At 71.2% G+C, this 24178-nt stretch carries 27 protein-coding genes and 2 pseudogenes; 10 read left to right on the forward strand and 19 right to left on the reverse strand.

Features of this window, described 5'->3' with window-relative positions; translation table 11 throughout:
* The first annotated feature begins 24 nt into the window (after positions 1–24).
* The 3 genes from B6R96_RS05015 to B6R96_RS05025 are packed head-to-tail and all read left to right on the forward strand — an operon-like array spanning position 25 to position 1732.
* Positions 25–657, forward strand: coding sequence for a DUF6230 family protein (locus B6R96_RS05015; RefSeq protein WP_081521737.1), 633 nt, complete (start codon positions 25–27; stop codon positions 655–657).
* Positions 648–1085 (forward strand): DUF6114 domain-containing protein, encoded by a 438-nt coding sequence (locus B6R96_RS05020; protein WP_081521738.1) that lies wholly within the window; start codon positions 648–650, stop codon positions 1083–1085. The genes B6R96_RS05015 and B6R96_RS05020 overlap by 10 nt, the downstream gene beginning before the upstream one ends.
* Positions 1082–1732, forward strand: coding sequence for a hypothetical protein (locus tag B6R96_RS05025; RefSeq protein ID WP_030387504.1), 651 nt, complete (start codon positions 1082–1084; stop codon positions 1730–1732). The genes B6R96_RS05020 and B6R96_RS05025 overlap by 4 nt, the downstream gene beginning before the upstream one ends.
* Positions 1733–1977: 245 nt before the next feature.
* Here B6R96_RS05025 and B6R96_RS05030 read toward each other — a convergent pair whose 3' ends face one another.
* Positions 1978–2835, reverse strand: a complete 858-nt coding sequence (locus tag B6R96_RS05030) for a class I SAM-dependent methyltransferase (protein WP_081521739.1) — start codon at positions 2833–2835, stop codon at positions 1978–1980.
* A gap of 84 nt (positions 2836–2919) precedes the next feature.
* On the opposite strand from B6R96_RS05030, the gene B6R96_RS05035 reads away from it, so the two are divergent.
* Positions 2920–3456 (forward strand): helix-turn-helix domain-containing protein, encoded by a 537-nt coding sequence (locus B6R96_RS05035; RefSeq protein WP_081524983.1) that lies wholly within the window; start codon positions 2920–2922, stop codon positions 3454–3456.
* A gap of 81 nt (positions 3457–3537) precedes the next feature.
* Here the strand turns inward: B6R96_RS05035 and B6R96_RS38740 are convergent, their stop codons facing one another.
* Complete coding sequence (locus B6R96_RS38740; RefSeq protein WP_335755474.1) at positions 3538–4119, reverse strand: DUF6296 family protein; 582 nt, start codon at positions 4117–4119, stop codon at positions 3538–3540.
* Positions 4119–4532: an STAS domain-containing protein gene (locus tag B6R96_RS05045; protein WP_081521740.1), complete on the reverse strand. Its 414-nt coding sequence runs from the start codon at positions 4530–4532 to the stop codon at positions 4119–4121. Before B6R96_RS05045 ends, B6R96_RS38740 begins: the two co-directional genes overlap by 1 nt.
* A gap of 336 nt (positions 4533–4868) precedes the next feature.
* On the opposite strand from B6R96_RS05045, the pseudogene tal reads away from it, so the two are divergent.
* Positions 4869–5987: pseudogene (gene tal, locus B6R96_RS05050) on the forward strand (transaldolase); the annotation flags it as partial.
* Between the two features lie 616 nt (positions 5988–6603).
* Here the strand turns inward: tal and B6R96_RS05055 are convergent.
* The 7 genes and pseudogenes from B6R96_RS05055 to B6R96_RS05085 form a co-directional block, all read right to left on the reverse strand.
* Positions 6604–7788, reverse strand: a complete 1185-nt coding sequence (locus B6R96_RS05055; RefSeq protein WP_081521742.1) for a zinc-dependent alcohol dehydrogenase — start codon at positions 7786–7788, stop codon at positions 6604–6606.
* Between the two features lie 111 nt (positions 7789–7899).
* Positions 7900–8286 (reverse strand): hypothetical protein, encoded by a 387-nt coding sequence (locus tag B6R96_RS05060; RefSeq protein WP_081521743.1) that lies wholly within the window; start codon positions 8284–8286, stop codon positions 7900–7902.
* Between the two features lie 269 nt (positions 8287–8555).
* Entirely contained in the window at positions 8556–9758 is a 1203-nt protein-coding gene (locus B6R96_RS05065) for a PP2C family protein-serine/threonine phosphatase (RefSeq protein WP_081521744.1), read from the reverse strand.
* 170 nt (positions 9759–9928) lie between these two features.
* On the reverse strand, positions 9929–10834 hold the full coding sequence (locus B6R96_RS05070) for a SigB/SigF/SigG family RNA polymerase sigma factor (RefSeq protein WP_081521745.1): 906 nt from the start codon (positions 10832–10834) through the stop codon (positions 9929–9931).
* Between the two features lie 117 nt (positions 10835–10951).
* The gene (locus B6R96_RS05075; RefSeq protein ID WP_081521746.1) at positions 10952–11416 is read right to left on the reverse strand and encodes a DUF2267 domain-containing protein; all 465 of its coding nucleotides are present in this window, start codon (positions 11414–11416) and stop codon (positions 10952–10954) included.
* Between the two features lie 51 nt (positions 11417–11467).
* Positions 11468–11833 (reverse strand): annotated as a pseudogene (locus B6R96_RS05080) (DUF2267 domain-containing protein); the annotation flags it as partial.
* A gap of 128 nt (positions 11834–11961) precedes the next feature.
* The gene (locus B6R96_RS05085) at positions 11962–12396 is read right to left on the reverse strand and encodes an Hsp20/alpha crystallin family protein (protein WP_081521747.1); all 435 of its coding nucleotides are present in this window, start codon (positions 12394–12396) and stop codon (positions 11962–11964) included.
* 102 nt (positions 12397–12498) lie between these two features.
* Between B6R96_RS05085 and B6R96_RS05090 the strand changes: the two genes are divergently transcribed.
* Positions 12499–13179: an HSP18 transcriptional regulator gene (locus B6R96_RS05090; RefSeq protein WP_443069883.1), complete on the forward strand. Its 681-nt coding sequence runs from the start codon at positions 12499–12501 to the stop codon at positions 13177–13179.
* A gap of 50 nt (positions 13180–13229) precedes the next feature.
* Entirely contained in the window at positions 13230–13649 is a 420-nt protein-coding gene (locus tag B6R96_RS05095) for an STAS domain-containing protein (protein WP_107475466.1), read from the forward strand.
* A 353-nt stretch (positions 13650–14002) separates the two neighbouring features.
* On the opposite strand, the gene B6R96_RS05100 is transcribed toward B6R96_RS05095, so the two are convergent.
* Complete coding sequence (locus B6R96_RS05100; protein WP_030663595.1) at positions 14003–14164, reverse strand: hypothetical protein; 162 nt, start codon at positions 14162–14164, stop codon at positions 14003–14005.
* Between the two features lie 168 nt (positions 14165–14332).
* Positions 14333–14659, reverse strand: a complete 327-nt coding sequence (locus B6R96_RS05105) for a hypothetical protein (RefSeq protein ID WP_237291326.1) — start codon at positions 14657–14659, stop codon at positions 14333–14335.
* A gap of 326 nt (positions 14660–14985) precedes the next feature.
* Between B6R96_RS05105 and B6R96_RS05110 the strand changes: the two genes are divergently transcribed.
* A complete protein-coding gene (locus B6R96_RS05110) occupies positions 14986–15261 on the forward strand; it encodes an isoamylase early set domain-containing protein (protein ID WP_081521750.1) in 276 nt (91 codons plus the stop codon).
* Positions 15262–15518: 257 nt separating this feature from the next.
* On the opposite strand, the gene B6R96_RS05115 is transcribed toward B6R96_RS05110, so the two are convergent.
* Complete coding sequence (locus tag B6R96_RS05115) at positions 15519–15968, reverse strand: SRPBCC family protein (protein ID WP_081521751.1); 450 nt, start codon at positions 15966–15968, stop codon at positions 15519–15521.
* Between the two features lie 381 nt (positions 15969–16349).
* Between B6R96_RS05115 and B6R96_RS05120 the strand changes: the two genes are divergently transcribed.
* Together B6R96_RS05120 and B6R96_RS05125 are read left to right on the forward strand one after the other, a co-directional pair.
* On the forward strand, positions 16350–16877 hold the full coding sequence (locus tag B6R96_RS05120; RefSeq protein ID WP_081521752.1) for a 2'-5' RNA ligase family protein: 528 nt from the start codon (positions 16350–16352) through the stop codon (positions 16875–16877).
* A 43-nt stretch (positions 16878–16920) separates the two neighbouring features.
* A complete protein-coding gene (locus B6R96_RS05125) occupies positions 16921–17214 on the forward strand; it encodes a DUF2087 domain-containing protein (RefSeq protein ID WP_081521753.1) in 294 nt (97 codons plus the stop codon).
* Here B6R96_RS05125 and B6R96_RS05130 read toward each other — a convergent pair.
* The 6 genes from B6R96_RS05130 to B6R96_RS05155 form a co-directional block, all read right to left on the reverse strand.
* Positions 17187–17951, reverse strand: coding sequence for a metallophosphoesterase (locus B6R96_RS05130; protein ID WP_081521754.1), 765 nt, complete (start codon positions 17949–17951; stop codon positions 17187–17189). The genes B6R96_RS05125 and B6R96_RS05130 overlap by 28 nt on opposite strands.
* A gap of 92 nt (positions 17952–18043) precedes the next feature.
* Positions 18044–19765: a hypothetical protein gene (locus B6R96_RS05135; RefSeq protein WP_081521755.1), complete on the reverse strand. Its 1722-nt coding sequence runs from the start codon at positions 19763–19765 to the stop codon at positions 18044–18046.
* Between the two features lie 110 nt (positions 19766–19875).
* Positions 19876–20415, reverse strand: coding sequence for a hypothetical protein (locus B6R96_RS05140; protein WP_081521756.1), 540 nt, complete (start codon positions 20413–20415; stop codon positions 19876–19878).
* Between the two features lie 222 nt (positions 20416–20637).
* Positions 20638–22065, reverse strand: a complete 1428-nt coding sequence (locus tag B6R96_RS05145) for a dihydrolipoyl dehydrogenase family protein (protein ID WP_081521757.1) — start codon at positions 22063–22065, stop codon at positions 20638–20640.
* Positions 22066–22106: 41 nt separating this feature from the next.
* Positions 22107–22532: a thioredoxin family protein gene (locus B6R96_RS05150; protein WP_081521758.1), complete on the reverse strand. Its 426-nt coding sequence runs from the start codon at positions 22530–22532 to the stop codon at positions 22107–22109.
* A 92-nt stretch (positions 22533–22624) separates the two neighbouring features.
* Positions 22625–24064, reverse strand: coding sequence for an aldehyde dehydrogenase family protein (locus tag B6R96_RS05155; protein WP_081521759.1), 1440 nt, complete (start codon positions 24062–24064; stop codon positions 22625–22627).
* Positions 24065–24178 lie beyond the last annotated feature (114 nt).

Here is a 24178-nt window from a genome sequence, read left to right on the forward strand (position 1 = left end):
ACAGCCGATATAAGGGACGCAGCCATGACCGGTTCCCCGCATTTATCCGACCCTTCCGACGATGACTCCGGGCGTGTGCGCTGGCGCCGGTTCGCCGTCCTGACCCTCCCCGCCGTGGCCGTGACCGCCGGCCTCGGCATCGCCCTCGCGCAGGGCGTACTGGCCGCTTCGTTCGCCGTGTCGGGACAGCAGTTCAAGGTCTCGGCGAGCAGCCTGGAGGGCGAGGGCTTCGCGCAATACGGCAGCGTGGACGTCAACGCCCGCCAGGAGCTCATCCCGGTGGCGGTCACCGCCATCAGGGAGGCCAAGCTCCACAGCCTCTGCCAGTCCGTGGTCACCTCGCTCCCGGTGATCGGGGACATCTCGCTGAACCTCACCGCCGGGAAGAAGACCCCGGTGGAGGCCAGCAACCTCTTCGTCGACGCCACCCAGCTCTCGGGCGACGCCGTCTTCAGCAATATCGAGATCGGGCGCGACGCCTCCACCCTCGACAAGGGCCCGGCCGAGGCCCAGGGGATGCAGGACCTCTTCGCCCAGCAGGCCGACACGGTCAGCATCACCGATCTCCAGCAGACGGCGTGGGCGACGAACGCCGGCACCTTCAAGCTCTCCGGCCTCAGCATGAACGTCAGCAAGGGCAAGAAGGAATGCTTCTGAGCCGTTGGCAGCGGTGGCGGCGGTGGCGACGCAGCAGACCCTTCTGGGGCGGGCTGTTCGCGATCCTGGCCGGGTCGTGGATCTGCGTCCTGCCGCTGGCACCGCTGAAGATCATGCTCCAGCAGGGCGTGGCGGGAATCCCGTCCGTCCTGATGGGCATCGTGATGATCGTGCTCGGGCTCACCGCCTGGTTCTCTCCCCCTCAGCGTTCTCTCGTGGGTGTCCTCACCACCCTGATCGCCACCGCCGCTCTGGTCCTGTCGAACCTCGGCGGGTTCCTGATCGGCACCCTGCTCGGCATCCTCGGCGGCGGCCTGATGTTCGCCTGGCAGCCGTACGCCGACCGGCGTGCCGGGAAAGCGGAGTCCGCCGTGGCCGCATCCCCTCCCCCCACCCCGCACCACGATCCCCAAGGAGCACAGCCATGAGCCGTACGCGCACCGCGCTCGCCCTCGGGACGGCCGTCGCCGGAGCCATCGCGCTCGCCTCGGTCACCGCCTCCGCCGCACCCTTACCGCTGGCCGGGTCGACCACCGTCACCCCGGCCGGGCACGCGTTCAAGGCCACCCTCAGCGGGAAGGCCACCTTCAAGGCCGGTTCCGTCACCATCACCTGTACGGTCTCCGCCGCCACCGGCAGCGTGCCGGGAGCCCCCGGCAACAGCAACCCGGCCGGGCCCGTATCGGCGCCGATATCGGCGCCCACGTACAGCTCGTGCACCTCGAGCATGTGGGGCGTGACACCCACCGTCACTACCAGCGGCGCCTGGTCGGTGTCGATGCAGAACGGCGCCCCGATCACGACCACCATGGGCCTGCCGGTGGGCGGTCTGGTGGTCCAGACGAGCGGTCTCGCCTCCTGCACGGTCACCGCCGCCCCCACCGCCCCGGCGACCGTCGGCGGCACCTGGTCCAACGGCGCTCCGTCGACCCTGACCTTCACCAACGCCTCCGTGCCGGTCACGGTCACCGGCGGGTTCGGCTGCCCGACCAGTGCCACCACGTCCGTCTTCAACGCGGTCTACAAGGTGACCGACACCACCGATCCGGCGCAGCAGATCACCGTCGGCCCCTGACCCGGCCGACCGGCACCCCCTGGCCCGTCCGTTCCCGGAGCAGTCCGGGACCGGGCGGGCCGCTCAGGATCTGTCTGCCTCCAGCACGTCGCCCGGGAGCACGACAGAGCCCCGGTGGGTGGGTACATCGGGCCCGCCCCGCCGACTCGACGACCATCCGAGCTTCGAGTCCCCGCGAACCCCCGAACTCCCCTCGTTGGCCGTCGGGCGTCTCTGCCCGTCACCAGGCGCACTGTCCTGTGGGTTCAGGGGCGGCGGGCGATCCACGTGGTGCGGGTGGTGCGCACGCTCAGGTCATGACGCCGCGCGACGCTGTGCGGGTGCTCTTCGTCCAGCAGGACGTCCAGGGCGGCCAGGTCATCCGCGTCGAGGACTTCCGTGGCGTGGGAGCGCAGTTTGGCCAGCGAACCCTGGGCGTAGGCGCTCAGGGACGGGCCTGCCTGCGTGGCGTCGAGGCGGATGTCGAAGGGGCGCCGCTCCTGGAGGGTGAACCCGGCATCCCGGAGGTGGCCGGTCCATTCGTGGGGCGGCCGGGTGTTCGTGGCGGCGTGCAGGCGGGTCTCCAGACCGGGGCGGCCGACGCCGGTGTCCTCGGGCAGGTACAGGGGGAAGAAGTCCATCTCGGTGACGGCGATGAGCCCGCCCGGGTGCAGCTGATCGAAAGCCCGGGCGAAGGTGCGGGCGGGGTCGGCCACGTGGTGCATGAAGGCGGCGGCCCAGATCAGGTCGTACGGCCCGCCCTCACCGATCTCGGCCCAGGACTCGTCGATGTTCGCCTCGACCGTGCTGATCCGGTCGGCGACCCCGTGCGCAGCGGCCTGCTCGCTCACGCGGTGCAGCATCTGCCCAGAGATGTCCACCGCCGTCACGTGCGCCGCCGGGAACCGGCGGGCCAGTGCGAAGCTGCCGGTGCCGGGACCGCTGCCCAGATCCAGGATCCGGGCCGGAACGGGGTCGGCGAGTTCGGCGAGCCGGCCGGTCAGTTCCGAGAAGTAGGAAGCCAGGACCTCGCCGTCCAGCACCAGCAGCTTCGCCAACGCGACGGCGGAATCCGCCGCCTGCTCGTGCCCGATGTGGCCGTGAGCGTCTTGGTGTGTGTTCATGCCTCGACGGTAGAACGGCCCTTGCCACCATCGCATATGGTCTTGCCGGTGGAGCAAGAAACGACGTTGGACGCCGCCGTCAGGATGCGGATCAGGTCCCTGCGCAAGGCGCGGGGCTGGTCACTGGACAACCTTGCGGAGCGGGCGGGCATCAGCCCCTCCCAGCTCAGCCGCATCGAGACCGGTCACCGGCGCCTCAGTCTCGATCAGCTCACCGCGATCGCCGAGGCGCTGGGCAGGTCCCTCGACGAGCTCGTCGAATCCCCCGACGACTCCGATGTCGTCATCCGGCCCGAGCGCGACGAGCGCCGCGGCCTGACGACCTGGCTGCTCAGCAAGGACGACGGGCCCCACGGCCTGACCGTGGGCAAGATGCGCATCACCGACCAGGCCGGCGACATCGGCCCCGACGACCTGGGCGTCCACCCCGGTCGCGACTGGTTCACCGTGTTGTCCGGAACGGTGGTCCTCTACCTCGGCGAACGCGTCATCCGCGTCGAGGCCGGACACGCCGCCTCGTTCTCCACCATGACCCCCCACGCCCTGCGCAGTGACCGCGGCCCCGCTGAGATCCTGATCATCCTCGACCACAACGGGCAGCGCAGCCACCTCGGTACCTGAACCGCCGACCGGCATCGACAACACCCCCGGCCAGTACCTCGCGCACACCCTCCCAGGGCGCCGGGCCCACGGCCGCGGTGGTCAGACCAGGGGGTGCGCCGTCACCCCGTGGGCCAGCTCCTGGAGGGCCCCCGTGGTCAGGATCCGTACCTCGGCCCGGTCGCTGATCTCCGCCTGGATGATGCCGGAGGCATCCTCGTAGACGGGGTGGCCGCCCGCTCCCGTGCGGCCGGTGATGCTCACCACCACACGGTCCTGGGCACCGTCGAACCCGTCGGGGAAGGCCAGCTCGTATCTCTGGCGAGGTCGATCTCCTGGTTCGGCGGGGCGCGCGCCGGTCCGGTGCGCATTGTCGGGTCCGCCCGCGCGGTGTTCCCGGGTGTTGGCGTCACGGACGCGCTCAGGATCCGCCGGCAGTGCCGCCGTCCCCGTCGCCGTTCTGGACGGGGATCCTGGTAGCCGGCCGTGGTCATCGGCCATACCGCCCTGGTGCTGGAGCGGCGAATACCGCGGGGAATCCTGGTCCGTGCGTCGAGCCTTTTCTCCCATGGTGCTTCCTGCCTGTGCGGTTGCCCCTTGTCGAGCCCGGTGTCGAGCCTGCGGGAAGGGGGATGACTGAGGTCGCATCTCGCGCCACGTCCGCCGCGATCTCGTAGACGGCATCAGCGCGACGGGCCGATCGTCGCGGGGACAACGCGGCCCGCCACCACCGCGGCAGCCGCCGGACAAGCCGGGAGGAGGGGAAAGACTTCTGTGATGCCGGTCAGCTCGAGCAGGCGCAGCATTTGATGGCTGGGGGCCGCCAGTCGCACAGTGAGCCCCTGATCGGCTGCCGCCGAACGCGCCTGCAAGAGGACACCGAGGCCGGACGAATCGCAGAACGAGGAGTGCGTCAGGTCCACGACCAGGTCAGTACGGCGCTCCTTGTGGGCGAGCTCGATCCCGGTGCGGAGAGCGTCGCTCAGCTCTGCCGAGTGGTCCAGGTCCATCACCCCGTGCACGCGGATCACACAGGGAACCGGGTGGGCGACGGCGTGCTGAGCAGTGCTTGCGCTTCGGGCTGTTGCGGCCGTCATGACCGGCCTCCTTGCTGTCGTACCCTCGCCCACCGCTTCGTACCGGAACGGCAGGCGAGCGACCTGGTGCGCCGCGGCAGGCTGAGCCTCTGGTTACCTGCGGCTCCCGATGGGCTGCGGCACAACCCGCTTCTTCCCCCACTCCACTCACATACACGCACATATGCCGCACCGAAGCGTGGCCGAGGAGCCTTTCGGACCTTCCGGATCCTGTGGCGGCGTCCTGGCCATGCGCCGCGTGCGTGATGAGGGATGTGACGGGCAGACGCGAAAGGAACGGTGCCGGGCGCCGCAGCGTGATCAGCCGGCGGCGCCGCACTCTCCTGGAGGTCGTCCATGTCCGGTTCCACCGCCACCGACCGGCTTGCCGCTCTGTCCGCCGCAGGGGTTTCGGTCTGGCTCGATGACCTGTCCCGGGAGCTTCTGGCCGGCGGTGAGCTCGAAGGGTTGATCAACGACAAACACGTGGTCGGGGTGACGACGAACCCGACGATCTTCGCCTCGGCCCTGTCCAAGGGCGACCGCTACACCGTGCAGCTCCGCCGCCTCGGGGCCGCGGGTGCCGGCGTCGACGACGCTGTCCTCGCCCTCACGACCGACGACGTCCGCGACGCCTGCGACGTTTTCGCTCCCGTCCACGAACGCACCAGTGGCGTTGACGGGCGTGTTTCCATCGAAGTCGATCCGCGCCTGGCACAGGATGCCTCCGCCACCAGCGAGCAGGCCCGCACGCTGTGGGAGACCGTCGACCGGCCGAACCTGTTCGTGAAGATCCCGGCCACCAGCACGGGGCTGGAGGCGATCACCGCCGCCATCGCCGGGGGCATCAGCGTCAACGTCACACTGATCTTCTCCCAGGACCGCTACCGCGAGGTGATGGACGCGTACCAGAGCGGTCTGGAACAGGCCCACGCCGCCGGACGCTCCCTGGCGGACATCCACTCGGTCGCCTCGTTCTTCGTCTCCCGCGTCGACACCGAAGTCGACCGCAGGCTCGATGCCCTCGGCACGCCGGAGGCCCGGGCGCTGCGGGGAAAGTCCGCGATCGCCAACGCCCGCCTGGCGTTCCAGGCATACGAGCAGATGCTTCTGGCTCCGCGCTGGCAGGTCCTTGCCGCGGCCGGAGCGCGTATGCAGCGCCCGCTGTGGGCGTCCACCGGGGTCAAGGACCCCGCCTACCCCGACACGAGGTACGTCAGCGAACTCGTCATCGCCGGAACGGTGAACACCATGCCGGGCGCCACGCTGGCCGCGTACGCCGACCACGGCGCCCTCCCCGGACCGCCCGTGGCGGCAGACGAATTCGCGGCCGCCGCCGCCCACTTCGAAGCACTGGAACAGGCCGGCGTCGACTTTCGGGACGTCACCGACACGCTGGAACGCGAAGGCCTGGGCAAGTTCGAGCGCAGCTGGGAGGAGCTCGGTGCGTCGGTGGAGCGCGCGATGGCCGCCAAGGACGACCGGGTCGGCAACGACGACGGGGGGCGTAGCGCTGGTCCCGATCGCGCCGGTCTGATGGCCATCTACCTCAACGACCACTACTCCGGCGCAACCGGCGGCCTGGAGCTGTTCCGCCGGGCCGCGAGGGCGAGCGCAGGCGAGGAGGACGGCGAAGTGCTCTCCGGCCTGGCCCGACGGGCCGAGGAGGACCGGACCTCGTTGGCACAGATCATGGCTGACCTGGGCGTGCCCGTCAGCCACTCGAAGGTCGCCATGGGCTGGCTCGCGGAGAAGGCAGGCCGCCTCAAGCCCAACGGCCACGTGATCTCCCGCTCCCCGCTCAGCGACATCGTGGAAGCCGAGTCGATGCTCGTGGCCGTCCACGGCAAGGCGGCGGGCTGGCGGACCCTCCGGGCCCTGGCCGACACCGACGACCGTCTCTCCGCCGCGGCCCTCGACACGCTGCTGGAGCGCGCCCACCAGCAGGCAGGGCTGCTGGAAGAACTGCGAAGCGCGGCAGTCATGCGGGTCCTGCACGCCCGGTCCTCGCCCACACCGTGATCCGAAGGCACCGCACGTCGCGCAGGCCACGACAACGTGGAAGTGCCGATGGTGGGGCGCTCGTTCGCGATCACGGGAGGAAGAGGACCTTGACGGCGCCGTCCTGCTTCTTCTGGAACATCGCGTACGCATCCGGAGCGTGCTCCAGGGGCAGGCGGTGCGTGGCGAAGTCGTCCACGCCGAGGGGGTCTTCGTCGGTCAGCAGGGGCAGGAGGTCGCCCACCCAGCGGTGGACGTTGGCCTGGCCCATGCGGAGCTGGAGCTGCTTGTCGAACATGGTCAGCAGGGGCAGCGGGTCGATCGCGCCGCCGTAGACCCCGGACACGGAGATGGTGCCGCCTCGTCGGACCAGGTCGATCGCCGTGTGGAGGGCGGCGAGTGGGTCGATTCCGGCGTGTTTCATCATCGGGGCGGCGAGGGCGTCGGGCAGCCGGGTGGTCACGGCCTGGGCCGCGGAGGCGAGGCGGTTGCCGTGGGCTTCCATGCCGACGGCGTCGATGACCGCATCGGGTCCCCGCCCGCCGGTGAGGCCGCGGACCACGTCGGTCAGGTCGTCGCCGTACTCGCGTAGGTCAAGGGCACGGGTGCCGCGCCGCCGGGCGCGTTCCAGGCGTTCCGGTACGAGGTCGATCCCGATGACCGTGCCGGCGCCGCGGTGGGCTGCGATGCGCGTACTCATGTCTCCGATGGGTCCGAGACCCAGGACGGCGATGCTTCCGCCGGGCGGGACAGCCGCGTATTCGACGGCCTGCCAGGCCGTGGGCAGGACGTCGGAGAGGTAGACGAAGCGTTCGTCGGAGGGCCCGTCCGGGACCCGGATGGGGAGGGTGTTACCGAAGGGGACGCGGAGGTACTGGGCCTGGCCGCCGGGAACCTGACCGTAGAGTTTTGTGTATCCGAAGAGGGACGCGCCGGTTCCGTACGCGTGGACCTGGGTGGTCTCGCATTGTGAGTGCAGGCCTGCGCCGCACATGAAGCACGTGCCGCACGAAATGTTGAAGGGAATGACCACTCGGTCGCCCGGTTTCACGGCGGTCACGTCCGGGCCGACCTCTTCGACGATCCCCATGGGTTCGTGCCCGAGGATGTCGCCGGGGTCGAGGAAAGCGCCGAGGACCTCGTAGAGGTGGAGGTCGGAGCCGCACAGGCCGGTGGTGGTGACCTTGATGATGACATCATCCCGGTCGTGGAGCTTCGGATCGGGCACGGTGTCGACGCGCACGTCGCGCTTGCCGTGCCAGGTGAGTGCCCTCATGAAGCCTCCTTGCCGGTACCTCGACCCGGGCGTCGCGCACTGCGCCGCGTGCCTCCACCGGGCGGCTGCCCTCAGGGGGGTGGGCCAGCCTTCAGCAGCCTGTGGCAGCGGCTATCCCGCGCTGCGGGAGCCGCGAGGGTCCTGAGGGTCGACCCCGGTGGTGGCTGAGGCGTCCTTGGTTCCGCTGGGACGCCGCGAGCGGCCCTTCGGGCCCAGGTCGTGCATCCCCTGGTCACCGGAGCCCTTCTCCTGTTCCTCACCCCGCTTGCCCGTGCTCCTGGAAGGCCGGCCGTGGGGATTGCCCGCTTCCTGCTTGGAAACGGTCCGGCCGGGCCCCTTGGCAGGGGCGTATTCCTCCGCGTGGAATGAGCGGTGGGCGCTTGGATTGTCCTGCTGCTTGGTCTCGTCCACGTCCGGCGACCAACCGTGCTGCTCGGTCCCCTTGAACCGGCTCGTTCCCTCCTGCGAGGGGTCGGACGACTTCGGATGCTTGGCCATAGCTTGACCTGCTGTCTTCAGCTGGATTAGCTGGACGGCGCACAAGCCGTCCAGCTGGACGCATCAATCCCTCCGCTGGCCCGCAGCGCGGGTTCGGATGGCAGTCATGCCCGGCCCCTACCCGCGATCGGCCGCCCTACCGGCCACCGTGGGAGTTCATTCCGGTACGGGCTTCTCCGCCCACCCCGCCCGGGAACGTTTTCCCGCCAGGCGGGTGTGAGGCGGCCGTGGTCCGGGCCCTGCTCGGGAGGGCTCGGTCGCGTGCAGGGTCAGGCGTCCGCAGGGCCGGTGGGGCCGCTTCCGGTACGGGGCCCGTACCAGTCCAGGCACAGGACGGTGGCGTCGTCCCTGGGCGGGCGGCCGTCGTAGGCGTCGACGACCGCGCCGACCAGTGTGCGTACGACCTCGCGGGGGTGCTCGGCGGCGGTCTTGCGCAGCAGGGCGGGCAGGTCGACCCTTTCCGCTTCGCGTTCCTGCATGCCGTCGGTGTGCAGCAGAAGGCGGTCGCCACGGCGCAGGTCGAGGTTCTGGACCTGGTACGAGCCCTGTTCGGGGAGGCCGAAGGGGAGGTTCACCGCCAGGCGCAGTTCGTCGACCACGCCGTCGCGCAGTCGTAGCGGCCAGGGGTGGCCGGCGTTGACGAGCCGGGCGGTGGCGCCGTCCAGGGCGATGCGCAGCAACTGGCCGGTGGCGAGGCTGTGCCGGCCGTGGTCGAGGAGGGCCTGGTGGGTCTGGCGGGCTTGTTCGGCGAGGTCCACCCCGGCGCGGCGGGCGCCGCGGGATGCGTTGACGAGGAGGGTGGCCATGAGTGCCGCATTGACGTCGTGGCCCATGGCGTCGGTGATCGACAGGTGCAGGGTGCCGGTGTCGAGGCTGTAGTCGTAGGTGTCGCCGGCGATGTCGCTGGCCGGGACCAGGGCGCCGGCGAGGGCGAACTGCGGTGCTTCGCAGGAAGAAGCCGTGGGAAGGAGTTGTCGCTGGATCTCCGCCGAGAGGCTCACCTTCGCGGTGCGGTTTCCCCAGTGGTAGAGGTCGGTGAAGCGGCGGTCGGTCACGATGATGTACGCCAGCGCGTGCGCGGCCTCCCCCACCTGCTCCAGCACGTCCGCGGTGACGTCGGCGAGGAAGAGTTCCAGGACACCGATGGTGTCGCCCCGGTTCGTCACCGGGGCGAGGACCCTGTGCCCGAACTCGCCGTCCGCGGCCAGTACCAGGCGCTGGCTGCGCAGGACCTCGTCGTACGCGCTGAATCCGGGGAGGGGGACCTCTCCGGCGCGCTCCTCATGGTGGGTGGCTGCGGTGTCGTGAACGCGCAGCAGGCGTCGGCCCACCACGTCGACGAACAGGAACGACACGGACTGCGCCCCGAACCGGTCCCGCAGATTGCGCGCCACGACATCGAGGGAGTCCACCGGCGCGGCCGCCTCCGCCGCCGCCAGCACATCGGCCAGTCCGATCCGATCATCCGCCACATCAGCCTCCCGGGGGTTACAAGACTCCTTCCCGTGAAACCACGGTCCCGGCCCCGCTCCATGTCCGCGCGCTGTGGGCGCGGGTCGGGCGGCGGGCAGCGATGCTCGTCCGGCAGCGACAGGGGAACCGTCTCCCCCGTGCCGGCGGGCGACTGCGGCGCACGACCTGTCTAGGCGGCGAGCATGCCGCTGCGCAGGCGGGTCAGGATGCGGGTGAGGAGGCGAGAAACCTGCATCTGCGAGAGGCCGAGTTCGCCACCGATCTCGGCCTGGGTCATCTCCTGGGCGAAACGCATCCGGAGTATCTGCAGGTCGCGCCCGTCGAGTTCGCGCAGGAGCGGCGCGAGGGTATGGATGTCCTCGAAAAGAGCGATCGCCGGATCGATGTCGCCGACCGTGTCCGCCAGCGGCCTTCCCTCGCAGTGGGCAGCCGGGCGTTCCATGGTGCCGGCGGTCGAGTCCAGGGAGGCGCTGGTGTAGCCGTTGGCCGCGACCAGCCCTTCGATGACGTCCTCTTCGGGGAGCTCGAGGTGCGCGGCGATCTCCTTGACGCTCGGGGTGCGTCCGCGTACCTCGGTGAGTGTCTCCTGGCACTTGGTGAGTTCGACGCGCAGTTCCTGCAAGCGGCGGGGGACATGCACGGCCCAGGTGGTGTCGCGGAAGTACCGCTTGATCTCGCCGGTGATGTACGGGAGGGCGAGGGTGGAGAACTCGACCTCGCGGTCGGGGTCGAAGCGGTCGATTGCCTTGATCAGGCCGATTGTGCCGACCTGGATGACGTCGTCGAGCTCGATACCGGCGTTGATGCGGGCGGTGAAACGGCGGGCGGCGAAGCGGACGAGGGAGATGTTCATCTCGATCAGGGTGTTGCGCGCGTATTGGTACTCGCGAGTTCCCTCCTCGAGCTCTTTCAGACGCGCCAGGAACAGACGCGACATCTCGCGCGCGTCCGCGGGCGCCATCTCGCGCGCGTTGGTGATCTGCGGCAAGGGCGCCGCGAGGCATTCGGCGGTGGGGGGCACGGCGTCCGGGACCGTGCCCTGCGCCGAAGTTGTGGTCGTGGCGATGTGAGACATGAAACCGTTCCTCCCCTGAACGAATGGCCTGCGGGGCCGTGTGCCCACACAAACGGAATCCCAATCAGACGGACTTCAGTTCGTGGGTCCGATTGCAGCATCGCGGGCCGGCGCGCTTCAGGCGGCCGCAACCTGCAGCTGGGGCTGTGGCTGTGGCTGGCGTAGTTCTGCCTGGCCGAAGAGGAGGGCGAAGCCGCTGGGAAGTCGGCGCAGGATGCGGGCCAGGAGGTCGGGGCCGGCCAGGCGTGCGACGACGGTGAGTACGGCGCCGGTGTTCCAGCGGGTGGTGGCCGGGGTGGCGCCGGTGCGTTCGGCCAGGTCCTTGACGAAGCCCCAGCCGGTGACGTGTTCGGTGTCGGGGATCTGGGCGGTCAGGGTGAGGGCGGCCTCGACGGGCAGGCACTGGGCGAGGTCGACGCGTTCCTCGCCGGTGAGCCGGCGACCAAGGGCGGCGAGGACCTGGTGGACGGCTTCCGCGGCGCGTTCGCGGGTGGGGTAGGCGCCTTCGTAGCGCACGCGTTCCAGCATCCGGTCGAACGTCATGGCGGTCCGGGACGGGTTCGCTCGAGGCTGGTCGTACATGGCTGCGGTTGCCCTTTCTCTGCGAAGGGTCCGGCCTTCGGCCGGCGGTGGTCAGGTGTGCCGGGAGTGGCCGAAGAGGAGGTCGTAGCCGGGCGGGAGCTGCAGGAGGGCCTCACGCACAAGGACGTCGCCCGCGGCGGCGGCCGTGGTGGACAGCACCGCGCCGATGTCCCACAGGGCTGTCTTCTCGGTGGCGCCCTCGATCCGGGCCGCGGTCGCGCGGACGAACCGGTCGGGCGAGAGCAGCTCCGCGGCCTGCAACGGGTTCAGGAGGATCAGGGCGTACGTTTCGGGGAGCCGGGCGGCGAGTTCGGCCCGCACGGTACCCACCGGGTGTGCGCCCAGCAGGGCCAGGACGACGCGGGCAGCGCGATCGGCTTCCTCCGCTGTCCTGTACTCGCCGCGTTCCTGGACGTGGCGACTCCCTGCGTATCGGCATCACGTCACCTACGGGGAGGGGTGAAGGTTCCAAGGGGTAGCGGAGGGCGAGTGCCGGAGGGGGGTCGGCTCGTCCCGCCCTCCGCTGCCGGCTGATGCGGGCAGGTTCAGCCGGAGATCTGCTTGCGGTCGGCCGCGCCACCGATGCTGATCCTGCGGGGCTTGGCGCGCTCGGCGATCGGGATGCGCAGGGTCAGGACACCCGCGTCGTAGTCGGCCTGGATGTGCTCGGTGTCGAGGGTGTCGGCCAGGACGATCTGGCGGGAGAAGACACCCAGGGGCCGCTCGGAGAGCTCCATCTGCACGTTCTCCGTCTTCGCCGCGGGGCGGCGCTCGGCCTTCACCCGCAGCATGTTCCGCTCGACGTCGATGTCGATCGCGTCGGTGCTGACCCCGGGGAGGTCGAAGGCGATCACGTACACGTCGCGCTCGCGGTAGGCGTCCATCGGCATGGCGGACGGCTTCGACCAGGTCCCGGCCCCACCCGACAGCTGCTGGACGATCCGGTCCATCTCACGGAACGGGTCGGTGCGCATCAACATCGCGAAACACCTCCAGTTGGTTCAGGCAGAAACTGCCAATGCGCTTCAACGTGCTTCCGTTGTAACATGTCATCCAGACGATGACAAGCAGAATGTCACCGGATGGATGACATGCCTTTGGAGGGCGCTGTGCACGAGACCTCTTCCCCCGGACCGCCGGTCCGCGCCCTTGATGCCGCCGCGGCGCTGCAGACCATCCACCAGGCGGTCGCGGACGCCCATCAGCCCTCCCCCGGCGCACCGACGACCGGACCCTTCGGTCCGCAGCAGGCCCTGGCCGCCCTGCTGATGCTCCGCGAGGTCCGCGAACAGCTCACCGGCTGGGAAAGCGTTCTGATCGAAACCGCCCGCAGCCAGGGCGCCAGCTGGGCCGAACTCGCCGGGCCTCTGGGGGTCGCCAGCCGGCAGGCCGCCGAACGCCGCTACCTGCGGCTGCGCCCCGGCGCGGCCGGGAGCACAGGCGAACAGCGAGTACAGGCCACCCGCGACTCGCGGGCGGCCGACCGCACCGTGACCGCCTGGGCCCGCGACAACGCAGCAGACCTGCGCCGCCTCGCAGGACAGGTCGTCTCCCTCACCGACCTCCCCCCGAGCGCCGGGGGAGCCGTCGGCGAGCTCAACATGGCCCTCGCCGACAACGACGCCGCCCTCTTGGTCGGCCCCTTGGCCGGCACCCGACCCCATCTCGGGCCGGACGACGCCGAACTCGCCGACCGTATTGACACCATGACCCGCCACACCGACCGGCTCCGCCGGGACAGCAACGACCAGCGCAACTCCTGAGCGCCGATTTCGGGCCCAACGCGTGCAGGCCGCAACCGAGGAGGTACCCCGTGTCCGACCGACCCGACCGGGAGACCGGTGCAGAACCCGTCGTCGAGATCGTCGGCCGCGCGGTCGCGGTCCGGCCCGTCGGCGAGATCGACATCGCAACCGCACCGCTGCTGAGCCGCGCTCTGGCTTACGCCTTCGCGCACGTCAGCGCCCCGCAAGCCGATCGCATCGTCACCGACTGCAGCCGCATCACCTTCTGCGACTCCTCGGGGCTCAACGCGCTCCTCGCCGCTCGGCTGGAAGCGGTGAAGGCCGGCGCCGCGGTCCACCTGGCGAACCCGGCTCCTCAGCTGCAACGCCTGCTGGAGATAGCCGGCGCAGCTTCCCTCTTCCCTCGAGAAGACGATCTGCCCGCCTCGACCGGCACACCTGCGGCCGACGCTCGGACCTCACCACGCCGCCGAGGAACGGTGGCCTGAGCGGATCCGACGGCTGCGGCGGTGAGGGCGGATTCGTCGGCGCCCGCCCAGAACCGGTTCCCCGGCTGCTGTCACCCCCCTTCCACTCCGGGGCCGGCCGACGGAACGGACCGGGACGGCCGCCGATCGGTGGAGGTGAGCAGGTTCCCTGCTGCGTCACGACGACCGGCCCGGCCACAGCCCGCGTACCCCCGATGCGCGCCCTCACCCGTTTTCGGTCCGTGCGCGCGTATGGCGGGTCCGCAGCTGGCCCGTTCCCGCTGCAGGGCCGAGACACGGCCATGGCCTGCCACCCCCGTCGTGATGGGGGGTGGCAGGCCATGAGGCCGGCGGCTGGGCCGCCGCCGAGAGAACTACCAGCGGTACCAGCGGCCGCTACCGCCCTTGGGACGGGCGACGAAACCGATCAGCCACAGCACCAGCACCGCCAGCGCGACCCACCAGAGGATCTTCACCGCGAAGCCGGCACCGAACAGGATCAGAACGAGCAGAAGAACGAGAAGCAGGGGAACCATAGTTATCAACCTCCGAAGCACCGCCTGCCCGGCCTCTGCCTGGCCATGCACATGACTTTTACGGGTTTCTTATCCGTGCAGGCGGGCAGCAGAACTGGGCCGTACCCGGGGCGCCCCGCCGAGAATCACGGCTGCGGTGCGAAGTGGGCGGCTTCAGGGAAGCCCAGCTCATCCAGCAGCGCGTCGAACAGTTCTTCTGTCCAGGTTGAGCCATGCCTGCCAGCGGTTCCCGTTGGCGTCCAGGCCGGTCACGAGGGCGACGCTGCTGTCGGAGACGTCGGCGACGCAGGCCGGTGCACCGGTCCATTCGACCAAGGTGGCCAGGTACTCGTCCTCCCAGATGCCTTGTTCCAGCTGCAGGGTCTGCCAGCCGCCCGATCGCGGCTGCCACTCATGCACGTCGTCCCTCAGCCCTGGATCGGTGCTGTTGAACAGGGGTGCTTCCAGCAGTGGGCGCTCGCTGCACGCAAAGACCAGATGACCGGAAAAACCCATGGAACCCCCTCGTCGTATACCAGCGCACCCTACGAGCCGCCACTGACACCACCATCGGCGGCACCACCCGTCGGAACAACCCGCGTGCAGACTGCCGTACCTGCGGGCGGTCCGCCGGCCGGCCTTCGGGCAGGGGGAACCATGCGGCGCTGGTAGTCGTGCTGCACAGCGTCGACAGCGGAGGTCGGGTCAGGCCCGGTGGCGGGCGGCTCGCGGCCACCCGGGTGACCTGCGCCCAGCCCACGGCGCTGTGCCGCCGCACGACATGCGCGTCGGCGCGAGGATGCACAGGCCGAGTCCCCATCCTCGTGGCTGGAGTTATTTCCGTGCTCGAACGCAAGCAGCTCAAGGGCCGTACGAAGGTCACGTTCGTCCTGCCCGAGGACACACCGGACGGGCCCGTGAGCGTGGTCGGTGACTTCAACCACTGGAACCCGGCCGCTCACCCCTTGGAGCCCCGCGGGGACGGCACCCGCGCCGCAACCGTCGCCCTCCCCGCCAACAGCACACACTCCTTCCGCTACCTCGCGGCCGGCGACTGCTGGTTCGACGACGAGCACGCAGACAGCCACGACGGCACCAACAGCCGCCTCCACACCTGAGCGGCTTGCCGGCCACCCGATCGCTCTTCCGGAGAGTTCGCTTGCCGCCCTGCATCATCTGCGCGAGAGGCCGGAGATCAGTACCGTGACCCGCCCTCAAGGAGCACCTCGCCGACGTCCGGCCGCTCCGGCCGACTGAGGATCTGCCCCCCCTCGACCCAGCGCGCAGGCGGCCGCCGCGCGTGTCCTGCGCGGCGGCCGCCCGGCTCTGTCCCCGGGGAAACCCGCCCGTGCAGGGGCGGGTTCGGTGGGTACTGTCAGACCTGGCCCCGCCACTGTCCGGTGGCGGTGCCTCGGTCTTCGATGAAGTGCTTGAAGCGCTTCAGATCACCCTTGACCTGTCGGTCGACGAAGCCGAGCTTGTCGCCGATGTTCTCCGCCATCCCCTCGGGATCGAAGTCCATCATCAGCGTGACCTGCGTATGGGTGGGATCGATGGACTCGAAGGTCACCAGGCCGGACTGCTCGCTCTCGCCTCCGACGGTCACCCACGCCACCTTGGTATCCGGGATCTGCTCCGTGATCTCCGCGTCGAACTCCCTCTCGACACCGCTGATCTTCGTCACCCAGTGCGTGAGCGTGTCCGTGCGCTGTTCGATCCGCTCCACCCCATCCATGAACTGCGGAAACGACTCGAACTGCGTCCACTGGTCGTACGCCGTACGGACCGGAACATCGACCTCGATGGACTCCTTGACATGTGACATGACCTGTCTCCTTCGATCGGGGGTGGTGAAGCGGGAGCGGGGCGGTCTCGGGACTGCCCGACTCCCGAAGGGGCACCCGTATCCGTGCCCTCCCGTCGCGCGCCTGCCCCGCCAACCAGGTCGTGACTCCCCGAACGAGCCCACTTCCCGGACCAGGCAGCCCCCAGCAGTCGCGACCCGGGCGAAACCCTGAAGGGCTGGTACGAAAGAGCCGACCAACCGGGGCGGGCACACGCGCCCCACGCGCGCCACGGCCTTCCATCGCCGTCCTTCTGCGGGTGTGCGCGCCTCACGTACCGGGCAGGCCCAGCTCCCTGTCGGGCCGGGGCGTCCGCCTGCAGCCACACACTCACGTCCTCGGGGGCCTGCGATGATGACGGAGTGCCAGAGCCGGGAACCACTGCCGTCGTCATTCTCCTGCCCGATGCCGCTCCGCTCCTCGATGCGGCGCGGCGTATCGATCCGGCCCTCGTGCGCCATGGGGTGCCGGCGCACGTCTCGCTCCTCTACCCGTTCGTGCCGGAGCCGGCGCTGACCGGTCGGGACGAGCGCAGCGTGCGTACCCTGGCGGCGCGTTTTCCGGCTGCCGACCTGGTCCTGGAGGAGCTCGTGACGGCGTCCGGCTTCGTCGGCGTCACCGTTGCGGAACTCCAGCCGATCGTCGATGCGTTCCGCGCCCGGTGGCCCGGGTTGCGCCCGTACGGGGGCCGCTTCGGGGCAGAGCCCGCGGCTCATGTCACCGTCGCCATGGGCGCGGACGACCCGGCGGCCTCCGCACACGTCCGCGCTGCGGTCGGCAGCCTGCTGCCGCTGCGCACCCGCGCGGCAGCGGTCCAGCTGGTGGTGCTGACGGAGGAAGGCTGGCGGCCGCGGTTGACCGCGCCGCTCGGCGTCCCGGACGGCCGCTGAAATTGCGTTGCCCCCGCGCCGGCGCCGGGGGAGTCTTCCACACATGGCACAGAGCACTGAACAGCAGCCCGCCCGTACCCGGGACGTCAACGACCTCTTCTCCGGCGGGCGCCTCACCGCGATCCCCCGCAAGGTCGCGCGGCGCGAGCAGGTGCTCGTCCACCTCGCGCAGACCCTCTTCGAGGAGGGACGGGGGTACTCCGAACCCGAGGTGAACGAGGCGCTGCACACCGTGCACGAGGACTCCTCGGCGCTGCGGCGCTACCTCATCACCTCGGGTCTGCTCACACGGACCCGCGACGGCAGCTGCTACCGCCGGTCGACGACCACCCGGTAGTGGGTCGTCAGCCGGCCGTCGTCACCGATCACGTGGAAGGCGAGCGCCGGCGGTTCGCCGAGGTGGACGTGGTGGTCGGGGCCGGTCTGCGTCTCCCACGGCAGCCGCAGCGTGGAGACGACGCCGGGCGCCACCAGCAGCGGCCGCCCGGCGAAGGTGGTGGCCGCGGCGGTGTGGGCGTGCCCGCACAGGAACGCGGTCAGGTGCGGGTGGCGCTCGGCGAGTGCCGCGAGCCGCTCCTCCCCGAACTGGCGGATCTCGTCCACGTACGGGGTGTGCAGCGGGGCCGGCGGGTGGTGGAAGGCGACCAGGACCGGGGTCTGCCGCGGGGTGCCGGTCAGTACGCCGTCCAGCCACGCCAGGGTGGAGTCCTCCAGGAGGCCGTGGTCCGCGCCGGGAACGGACGAGTCGCACACGGCGAGGACGAAGCCCTCGCCGCGCAGCACCTGGTCGACGGGCGCGGTGGAGGCGGACGCCTCCCCCAGCAGGCCGCGGCGGAACGCGGCGCGCTCGTCGTGGTTGCCGGGGCAGACCACCAGCGGGTGGCGCGAGCGCAGTAGTTCGGCGGCCTGCTCGTACTCGGCGTCCTTGCCGTGGTCGGCTATGTCCCCGCTGACGAGCACGGCGTCCAGGTCGTGGGGCAGTGCGTCGAGGTACTCCATGACGGCGCGGGTGCGGTCGGCGGCGCGCCTGCCACCGTCGAGATGGACGTCGCTGAGGTGGGCGATCACGATCACGTGCGGTGTCTCCTTCGTCTCCGGTCGAGAGAGCGGACGGACACCCATTCAACACGCCGAACCGCCGCCCACCTGGGGCTGGTTGTGCCCGCTCAGCCGTCGGCGCGCCGCCGTGCACGGCGGATCAGCAGCCAGCCGGCAGCCGTGAGTACGACGGCGCTCCCGGCGAGGGAGGCCACGGCCGCTCCGGTGGAGGCGAGCGCACCACCGGTGGCGGTGGCGTTCGTACGGCCGCCGACCGTGGCGCCGGCCGAACCGGCGCCGCCGACGGTGCCGGAGGTGCTGGGGGTGCCCGCGCCGCCGCCCGTCGCGGCCGACCCGCCGACCGACCCGTTGGCGGAGCCGTCGGAGCCGCCGTCGGAGCCTACCGACGTACTGCCCGTCGCGCCGGTGGATCCGGTGCCGCCCGTCGTGGTGTCCGCGATGGTGACGGTGAGGGTGGCTGCGGCGCTGTGGACCGTACCGGCATCGTTGGCGAACTCCGCCCGGTATCGGCGGCCGTTGTCGGAGACGGCCGCCGTGAAGGAGTACGTCGGCGAGCTCGCGCCCTCCACCGCCTGCCAGGTCCGGCCCGCGTCCGTACTGACCTGCCAGGCGACGGTGGGCCGCGGGGGCCCCTCGGCCTCCGCCGTCAGCGACACCCGCGTACCGGCCGTGACCGCCCGGTCCGCCGGGTCCCTGGTGACCCGTGGGGAGGTTGCCCGTTCCAGTCGCGTGATCTTCCCGGCGACCGGGTCCGAGACGAAGACGACCGCGCCACCGGGCTCCACGGCCAGGGCCGCGCTGCCCAACTGGGTGTGGAATCCCGGCAGTACGACCGGCTTCGCGACCTCCTGGAGGTCGCGGGCGCGGTGGACGGTGAGCCTTCCGTTGTTGTCGCTGCCCGGCTGCGAGCTGTCGCCCGCGTCCTGCCACACCACGAACGCCTCGTGCGTGACCGTGTCGAAACTCGCCGCGCGGGGCATGTCGGCGCCGCCCTTGAGGATGCCCAGCCGCTTGCCCGTCGCGTCGTGGACGACGACGGAGGTGTCCAGTCCGACCCACACCGCGCCGGTCTCGGGGTCCACCTCCGTGAACCCGGCGAAGCCCTCGCCGGCCGGGAGTTCGACGGTCGCGGCGACCGTGAAGGCGGCCGTGTCGACCCGGTACATGCGGCGGTTGCCGAAGTCCGTGAACCACACCGCGCCGCGCGCCGCGTCCACCGCGAAGCCGTCGCCGCCCTCCAGCGTGACGGAGCGTTTCACGGCCGCGGTGGCGATCTCCACCTCCGAGAGCACGGATCCCTGCGCGACCAGCACCGTCGAGGGGGTGAGCCCGGCCGTGGCGTGGGTGACGGCCGCACCCGTCACCCACGCCCCCGCCGCGGCGGCGTCGCCGTCCTTGGCGGTGCCGATGCCGCGCAGTGGATAGGAGAAGACCGCCCCGTCACCGGGCAGCGGCGCGAGGAGCTGGCGCACCGCCCGCCGGCCGAGTGTCCCGGTGGGTCCGGGCGCCTGGCCGACGGTGCTGCGCACCTTGCCGTCGGCGGGGTCCAGTACGTGCAATCCGCTCTCGTTGACGTCGGCGGTGTCGGGCAGATCGTCCGAGCCGACGTACAGCTTCTTCGAGTCCGGGTGCAGCAGCAGGTCACGGGGCTTGCCCGCGCCGGCGAACTGCGCCACCGACCGGTACGCGACGGTGCCCGCGGGCACGTCGGCCCCCTCACCCCCGGCTGCCGATACGGGACTTCCGGTGGCGGCCGAGGCCAGTACGAGCGCGAGTGCGGCGGAGGCGGCGCCCGCGCGACCGGGGGTGAGGGGGTGTCGGGGTGTCATGGCTTCCTCGTCGACGGGCCGGGGAGTCGGTCCCCGGCCGGGCTGGTCGCGCACCGGATCGGCGGATCGGATCGGCGGATCGGATCGGCGGATCGGATCGGCGGATCGGATCAGTTGAAGGTCACCGGGACGTGAACGTCGTACTTCCGGTTCGAGGAGTTGAAGTGGTCGGCGCGCGTGACGATGGCGCACTCGACCGTCTCGCCGCAGATCTGACCGCCGCCCAGGTCCGCCTTGACGTGGATGGTGACGCTGAAGGTGCCACCGGGGCCGAACGTGGAGGTGTTGGCCAGGGTCCCGCCGAAGACGTTGTTGATCCAGTGCGAGGCGCCGGTGGTGCCCGACTGGTCCGAACCGCCCAGGCACGGGGTGGGCTTGTTCGCACCCGGTGCGCCGCTCACGGCGCAGAGGCTGACGTATATGCCCTTGGCGGTGTTGTAACCGCTGCCGGTGACCGTGACGTTCTGGCCGGCCGCGGCGGCGGTGGACGGCGCGGTGAGGCTGAGGTTGAAGGTGGTGGCGCCGTCGGTGACCGTACGCGTCGAAGTGGCGGCCGAGGCGGAGCCGGCCGCGCCGACGGCGATCGCGACGGCGGCGGAGGCGGCGACGGCCGCGCGGGCGGCGGTACGGGGCAGGGAGGCAGCACGCATCACTGGAACACCTTTCAGGCACAGGAGGTCGCAAAACTGAGGTAAGGCTAACCTAATATCGATCAAGGTTGCACGCCTGCTTTGCGCCATCTCCGATTCCGTGACGGTCGGTCAACACTGTTGGTACGCGCGCCGGTACGGGCGGCGGCCGGCAACGACACGGCCCGGCCGCGCCGTGGGGCGCAGCCGGGCCGTGTCCTCGTGCGCCCCTCGGGGCGGTCCTCACCCCCGGTAGGTCTCCAGCAGCCGCAGCCAGATCTCGCTGATGGTCGGGAAGGACGGCACCGCGTGCCACAGGCGCCGGATCGGGACCTCTCCGGCGACCGCGATGGTGGCCGCGTGGATCATCTCGGCGGCCCCCGGTCCGACGAAGGTGACTCCCAGGAGCACCTCGCGGTCGAGGTCGACGATCATCCGCGCCCGCCCCCGGTAGCCGTCGGCGTACAGCCCGGCACCGGAGACCTTGGACATGTCGTAGTCGACCGCCCGCACCCGGTACCCGGCCCGTTCGGCCTCGGCCAGGGTCAGGCCCGCGGCCGCGGCCTCCGGATCGGTGAAGACCGCCTGCGGGAGGGCGCGGACGTCGGCGGTCGGGGTGTGCTCGCCCCAGGGCTCGGTGTCCAGCGGGGTGCCGGCCGCGCGGGCGGCGATCACGGCTCCGACGACACGCGCCTGGTACTTGCCCTGGTGGGTGAGGAGCGCGCGGTGGTTGACGTCCCCGACGGCGTAAAGCCAGTCGTGCGCGGGCACGCGGCAGGTGTCGTCGACATCGATCCACTTCCCGGCCGGGAGCCCGACGGTGTCCAGGCCGATGTCCTCGGTCCGGGGCGCGCGGCCCGTCGCCATCAGCAGCTCGTCGCCCTCCAGCGTCTCGCCGCCCTCCAGGACCACGCGGACGGGCCCGGTCGAGCCGTCCCGTACGACCGCCTCGACGGACACCCCGATACGGACCTCCGCCCCGGCCTCGCGCAGCGCGTCCGCCACCAGCTCCCCCGCGAAGGGCTCCATCCGCGGCAGCAGCCCGGAATCGCGCGCCAGGACGGTGACCTGCGAGCCGAGGGCCTGCCAGGCGGTGGCCATCTCGACGGCCACGACCGAGCCGCCCACGATCAGCAGCCGCCCCGGGACCTCCTTCGCGGAGGTCGCCTCGCGGCTGGTCCAGGGGCGGGCCCCGGCGATACCGGGCAGGTCGGGGATCACGGCCCGGCTGCCGGTGGCGACGACCACCGCGTGCCGGGCGGACAGGATGTGGTGCTCGCCCTCGAAACTGGTGACGGCGACCTTACGGACGCCGTAGAGCCGGCCGTGGCCCCGGTACAGGTGGGCCCCGGTGGACTCGATCCAGTCGATCTGCCCCTGGTCCTTCCAGTCACCGGTCCAGTAGTCGCGGTGCGCGAACACCGCGGCCGCATCCAGGGGGCCCTGGACGGCCCCGGCCAGCCCGGGCACCCGGCGGGCGTCGGCCCGGGCCAGGGCCGGGCGCAGCAGCGCCTTGCTCGGGACGCAGGCCCAGTACGAGCACTCGCCGCCCACCAGTTCGCTCTCGACGAGCGCCGTGCTCAGTCCGGCGGCACGGGTCCGGTCGACGATGTTCTCGCCGGCCGGGCCCCCGCCGAGGACCACTACGTCGTACTCCACCGCTTCAGTCATACGGACCAGTGTCTCCGTCGGCCCGCCGCTGCGGCGGATCCTCAGGCCTCCGGCGTGCCGGGAGCCTCCGTACTGGCTCCTCCGGCTCCTCCGGTGCCCTCGGCGCCCTTCTGCTCCGCGGCGATCTTGGCGTGGACCTCGTCCATGTCGAGATCACGTGCCTGCCGGATGAGGTCCGTCAGCGCCGCCTCCGGCAGTGCGCCGGGCTGCGCGAAGATCGCCACCTGGTCCCGGACGATCATCAGCGTCGGGATCGAGGTGATCTGGAAGGCCCCGGCCAGCTCCTGCTGCGCCTCGGTGTCCACCTTGGCGAACACGAGGTCCGGGTGCGCCTCGGAGGCCCGCTCGTAGACCGGGGCGAACTGCAGGCACGGCCGGCACCAGCCCGCCCAGAAGTCGATCAGCACGAACGGGTTCTCGCTGACCGTCTGGTCGAAGTTTTCCTTGGTGAGCTCGACTGTAGCCACGGTTTCCAGACCTCCTGATTGAGCCGTCTGCTCCTTGAACGAACGACCTGTCCCGTGCATTCCGCCCCGGAGGGGGACGGGCAGGACACTCCCTAGAACGGGTGTGCGGCCGGGGTGCTGCGGGCCGTGGTCCAGCGCAGCTCGGTGAAGGCGTCCAGGTTCGCCTCGCCGCCGAAGCGGGCGCCGGTGCCGGAGGCGCCGACTCCGCCGAACGGGGCGACGGCCTCGTCATTGACCGTCTGGTCGTTGACGTGCGCGATCCCGGTCGGGATCCGCTCGGCCAGGTCGAGCCCGCGCGCCGCGTCCCGGGTCACGATCCCTAGGGAGAGGCCGTACGGGCCCGCCGAGGCCAGTGCGACCGCCTCCTCCTCCGTCGCGAAGGACCGTACGGGCGCGACGGGGCCGAAGACCTCCTCGGTGTACGCGGGGGTGTCGTCGGTGACGCCCGCCAGGACGGTCGGCCGGTAGAAGAGGTCCCGGTGCGTGCCGCCGGCGACGAGCTTGGCACCCCGCTCGGTGCTGGCCTCCACCAGGGCGTGTACGCGCTCCAGCTGGGCGCGGTCGATCAGCGGGCCCAGGTGGACCTGCTCGCGGTACGGGTCCCCCACGGCGAGCTCCTCGGCCCGTACGGCGAGCCGCTCGACGTACTCGTCGTAGAGGGAGGCGTGGACGAGGTGGCGCCCGGCCGTCATGCAGATCTGGCCCTGGTGGAAGAAGGAGCCCCAGGAGGCCTGGGCGACGGCGGACTCGATGTCGGCGTCGCTGAGCACGACGAGCGCCGAGTTGCCACCCAACTCCAGGTGCACCCGCTTGAGGTGACGGCCCGCCAGTTCACCGACGGACCGGCCGGCCGCGGTGGATCCGGTGAAGGACACCACCCGGACCCGCGGGTCGGCGACCACGGCGGCGCCCGTCCCGGCGCCGCCGGGCAGGACCTGCAACAGCCCGCACGGCAGTCCGGCCGCCGCGAGGACCGCGGCGAGGGCGAGGCCGCCGCAGACGGCGGTGCGCCGGTCGGGCTTGAGCAGCACCGCGTTGCCGAGGGCCAGCGCGGGCGCGACCGAGCGGATGGACAGGATCAGTGGGGCGTTGAAGGGGGCCACGACCCCGACCACTCCGGCCGGCACCCGGCGGGTGAAGGACAGCCGGGGCGCTTCGCTCGGCAGCACCTGCCCGGTGGGGCGGGAGGCCAGCGCGGCCGCCTCGTAGCACTCCTGCGCGGCGACGTGCAGCTCGAAGTCGGCCTTGCCGGGTATCGAGCCGGACTCGCGGACCAGCCAATCGCGCAGCTCGTCGGCGTGGGCGGTGAACAGGTCCCCGGCGCGGCGCAGCACGGCCGCCCGCTCCGGGTGGGTGGCGCGCGCCCAGTCCCGCTGCGCCGCGCGGGCCCGTACGGCGGCCTCCGCGACATCGGCGGGCGCCGCGAGGTCGATGGTGGCGAGGGTGCGGCCGGTGGCGGGTTCGACGACCGGGGCGGCGCCGCCGGTGAGGGTGGGTCCGTCCTGCCAGAGCGTCGGGTCGAGGAGCGGCATGGCGCGGGGCCTCCGGGTGGGGATGGGCGGGGTGGCGGGGGGCGGCAGCACGCGCCATCGTGCCAGACCGGAGGCTCCACTTCTGTTCAGTTATTGGGCAGTTGAGAACGGCCG

The sequence above is a fragment of the Streptomyces sp. Sge12 genome, assembly GCF_002080455.1.
In the GTDB taxonomy this organism is placed as follows: Bacteria; Actinomycetota; Actinomycetes; order Streptomycetales; family Streptomycetaceae; genus Streptomyces.

Excerpts from the sequence above, each read along its gene's own strand:
- B6R96_RS38740 (WP_335755474.1), bottom strand. The coding sequence starts at position 4,119 with ATGCCGTCTACGAGATCGCGGCGGACGTGGCGCGAGATGCGACCTCAG.
- B6R96_RS05085 (WP_081521747.1), bottom strand. The coding sequence starts at position 12,396 with ATGTTGATGCGCACCGACCCGTTCCGTGAGATGGACCGGATCGTCCAG.
- B6R96_RS05135 (WP_081521755.1), bottom strand. The coding sequence starts at position 19,765 with ATGACACCCCGACACCCCCTCACCCCCGGTCGCGCGGGCGCCGCCTCC.
- B6R96_RS05140 (WP_081521756.1), bottom strand. The coding sequence starts at position 20,415 with ATGCGTGCTGCCTCCCTGCCCCGTACCGCCGCCCGCGCGGCCGTCGCC.
- B6R96_RS05070 (WP_081521745.1), bottom strand. The coding sequence starts at position 10,834 with ATGTCTCACATCGCCACGACCACAACTTCGGCGCAGGGCACGGTCCCG.
- B6R96_RS05025 (WP_030387504.1), top strand. The coding sequence starts at position 1,082 with ATGAGCCGTACGCGCACCGCGCTCGCCCTCGGGACGGCCGTCGCCGGA.
- B6R96_RS05115 (WP_081521751.1), bottom strand. The coding sequence starts at position 15,968 with ATGTCACATGTCAAGGAGTCCATCGAGGTCGATGTTCCGGTCCGTACG.
- B6R96_RS05105 (WP_237291326.1), bottom strand. The coding sequence starts at position 14,659 with ATGGGTTTTTCCGGTCATCTGGTCTTTGCGTGCAGCGAGCGCCCACTG.
- B6R96_RS05100 (WP_030663595.1), bottom strand. The coding sequence starts at position 14,164 with ATGGTTCCCCTGCTTCTCGTTCTTCTGCTCGTTCTGATCCTGTTCGGT.
- B6R96_RS05020 (WP_081521738.1), top strand. The coding sequence starts at position 648 with ATGCTTCTGAGCCGTTGGCAGCGGTGGCGGCGGTGGCGACGCAGCAGA.
- B6R96_RS05035 (WP_081524983.1), top strand. The coding sequence starts at position 2,920 with ATGCGGATCAGGTCCCTGCGCAAGGCGCGGGGCTGGTCACTGGACAAC.
- B6R96_RS05145 (WP_081521757.1), bottom strand. The coding sequence starts at position 22,065 with ATGACTGAAGCGGTGGAGTACGACGTAGTGGTCCTCGGCGGGGGCCCG.
- B6R96_RS05125 (WP_081521753.1), top strand. The coding sequence starts at position 16,921 with ATGGCACAGAGCACTGAACAGCAGCCCGCCCGTACCCGGGACGTCAAC.
- B6R96_RS05015 (WP_081521737.1), top strand. The coding sequence starts at position 25 with ATGACCGGTTCCCCGCATTTATCCGACCCTTCCGACGATGACTCCGGG.
- B6R96_RS05055 (WP_081521742.1), bottom strand. The coding sequence starts at position 7,788 with ATGAGGGCACTCACCTGGCACGGCAAGCGCGACGTGCGCGTCGACACC.
- B6R96_RS05030 (WP_081521739.1), bottom strand. The coding sequence starts at position 2,835 with ATGAACACACACCAAGACGCTCACGGCCACATCGGGCACGAGCAGGCG.
- B6R96_RS05045 (WP_081521740.1), bottom strand. The coding sequence starts at position 4,532 with ATGACGGCCGCAACAGCCCGAAGCGCAAGCACTGCTCAGCACGCCGTC.
- B6R96_RS05075 (WP_081521746.1), bottom strand. The coding sequence starts at position 11,416 with ATGTACGACCAGCCTCGAGCGAACCCGTCCCGGACCGCCATGACGTTC.
- B6R96_RS05090 (WP_443069883.1), top strand. The coding sequence starts at position 12,499 with ATGGATGACATGCCTTTGGAGGGCGCTGTGCACGAGACCTCTTCCCCC.
- B6R96_RS05155 (WP_081521759.1), bottom strand. The coding sequence starts at position 24,064 with ATGCCGCTCCTCGACCCGACGCTCTGGCAGGACGGACCCACCCTCACC.
- B6R96_RS05060 (WP_081521743.1), bottom strand. The coding sequence starts at position 8,286 with ATGGCCAAGCATCCGAAGTCGTCCGACCCCTCGCAGGAGGGAACGAGC.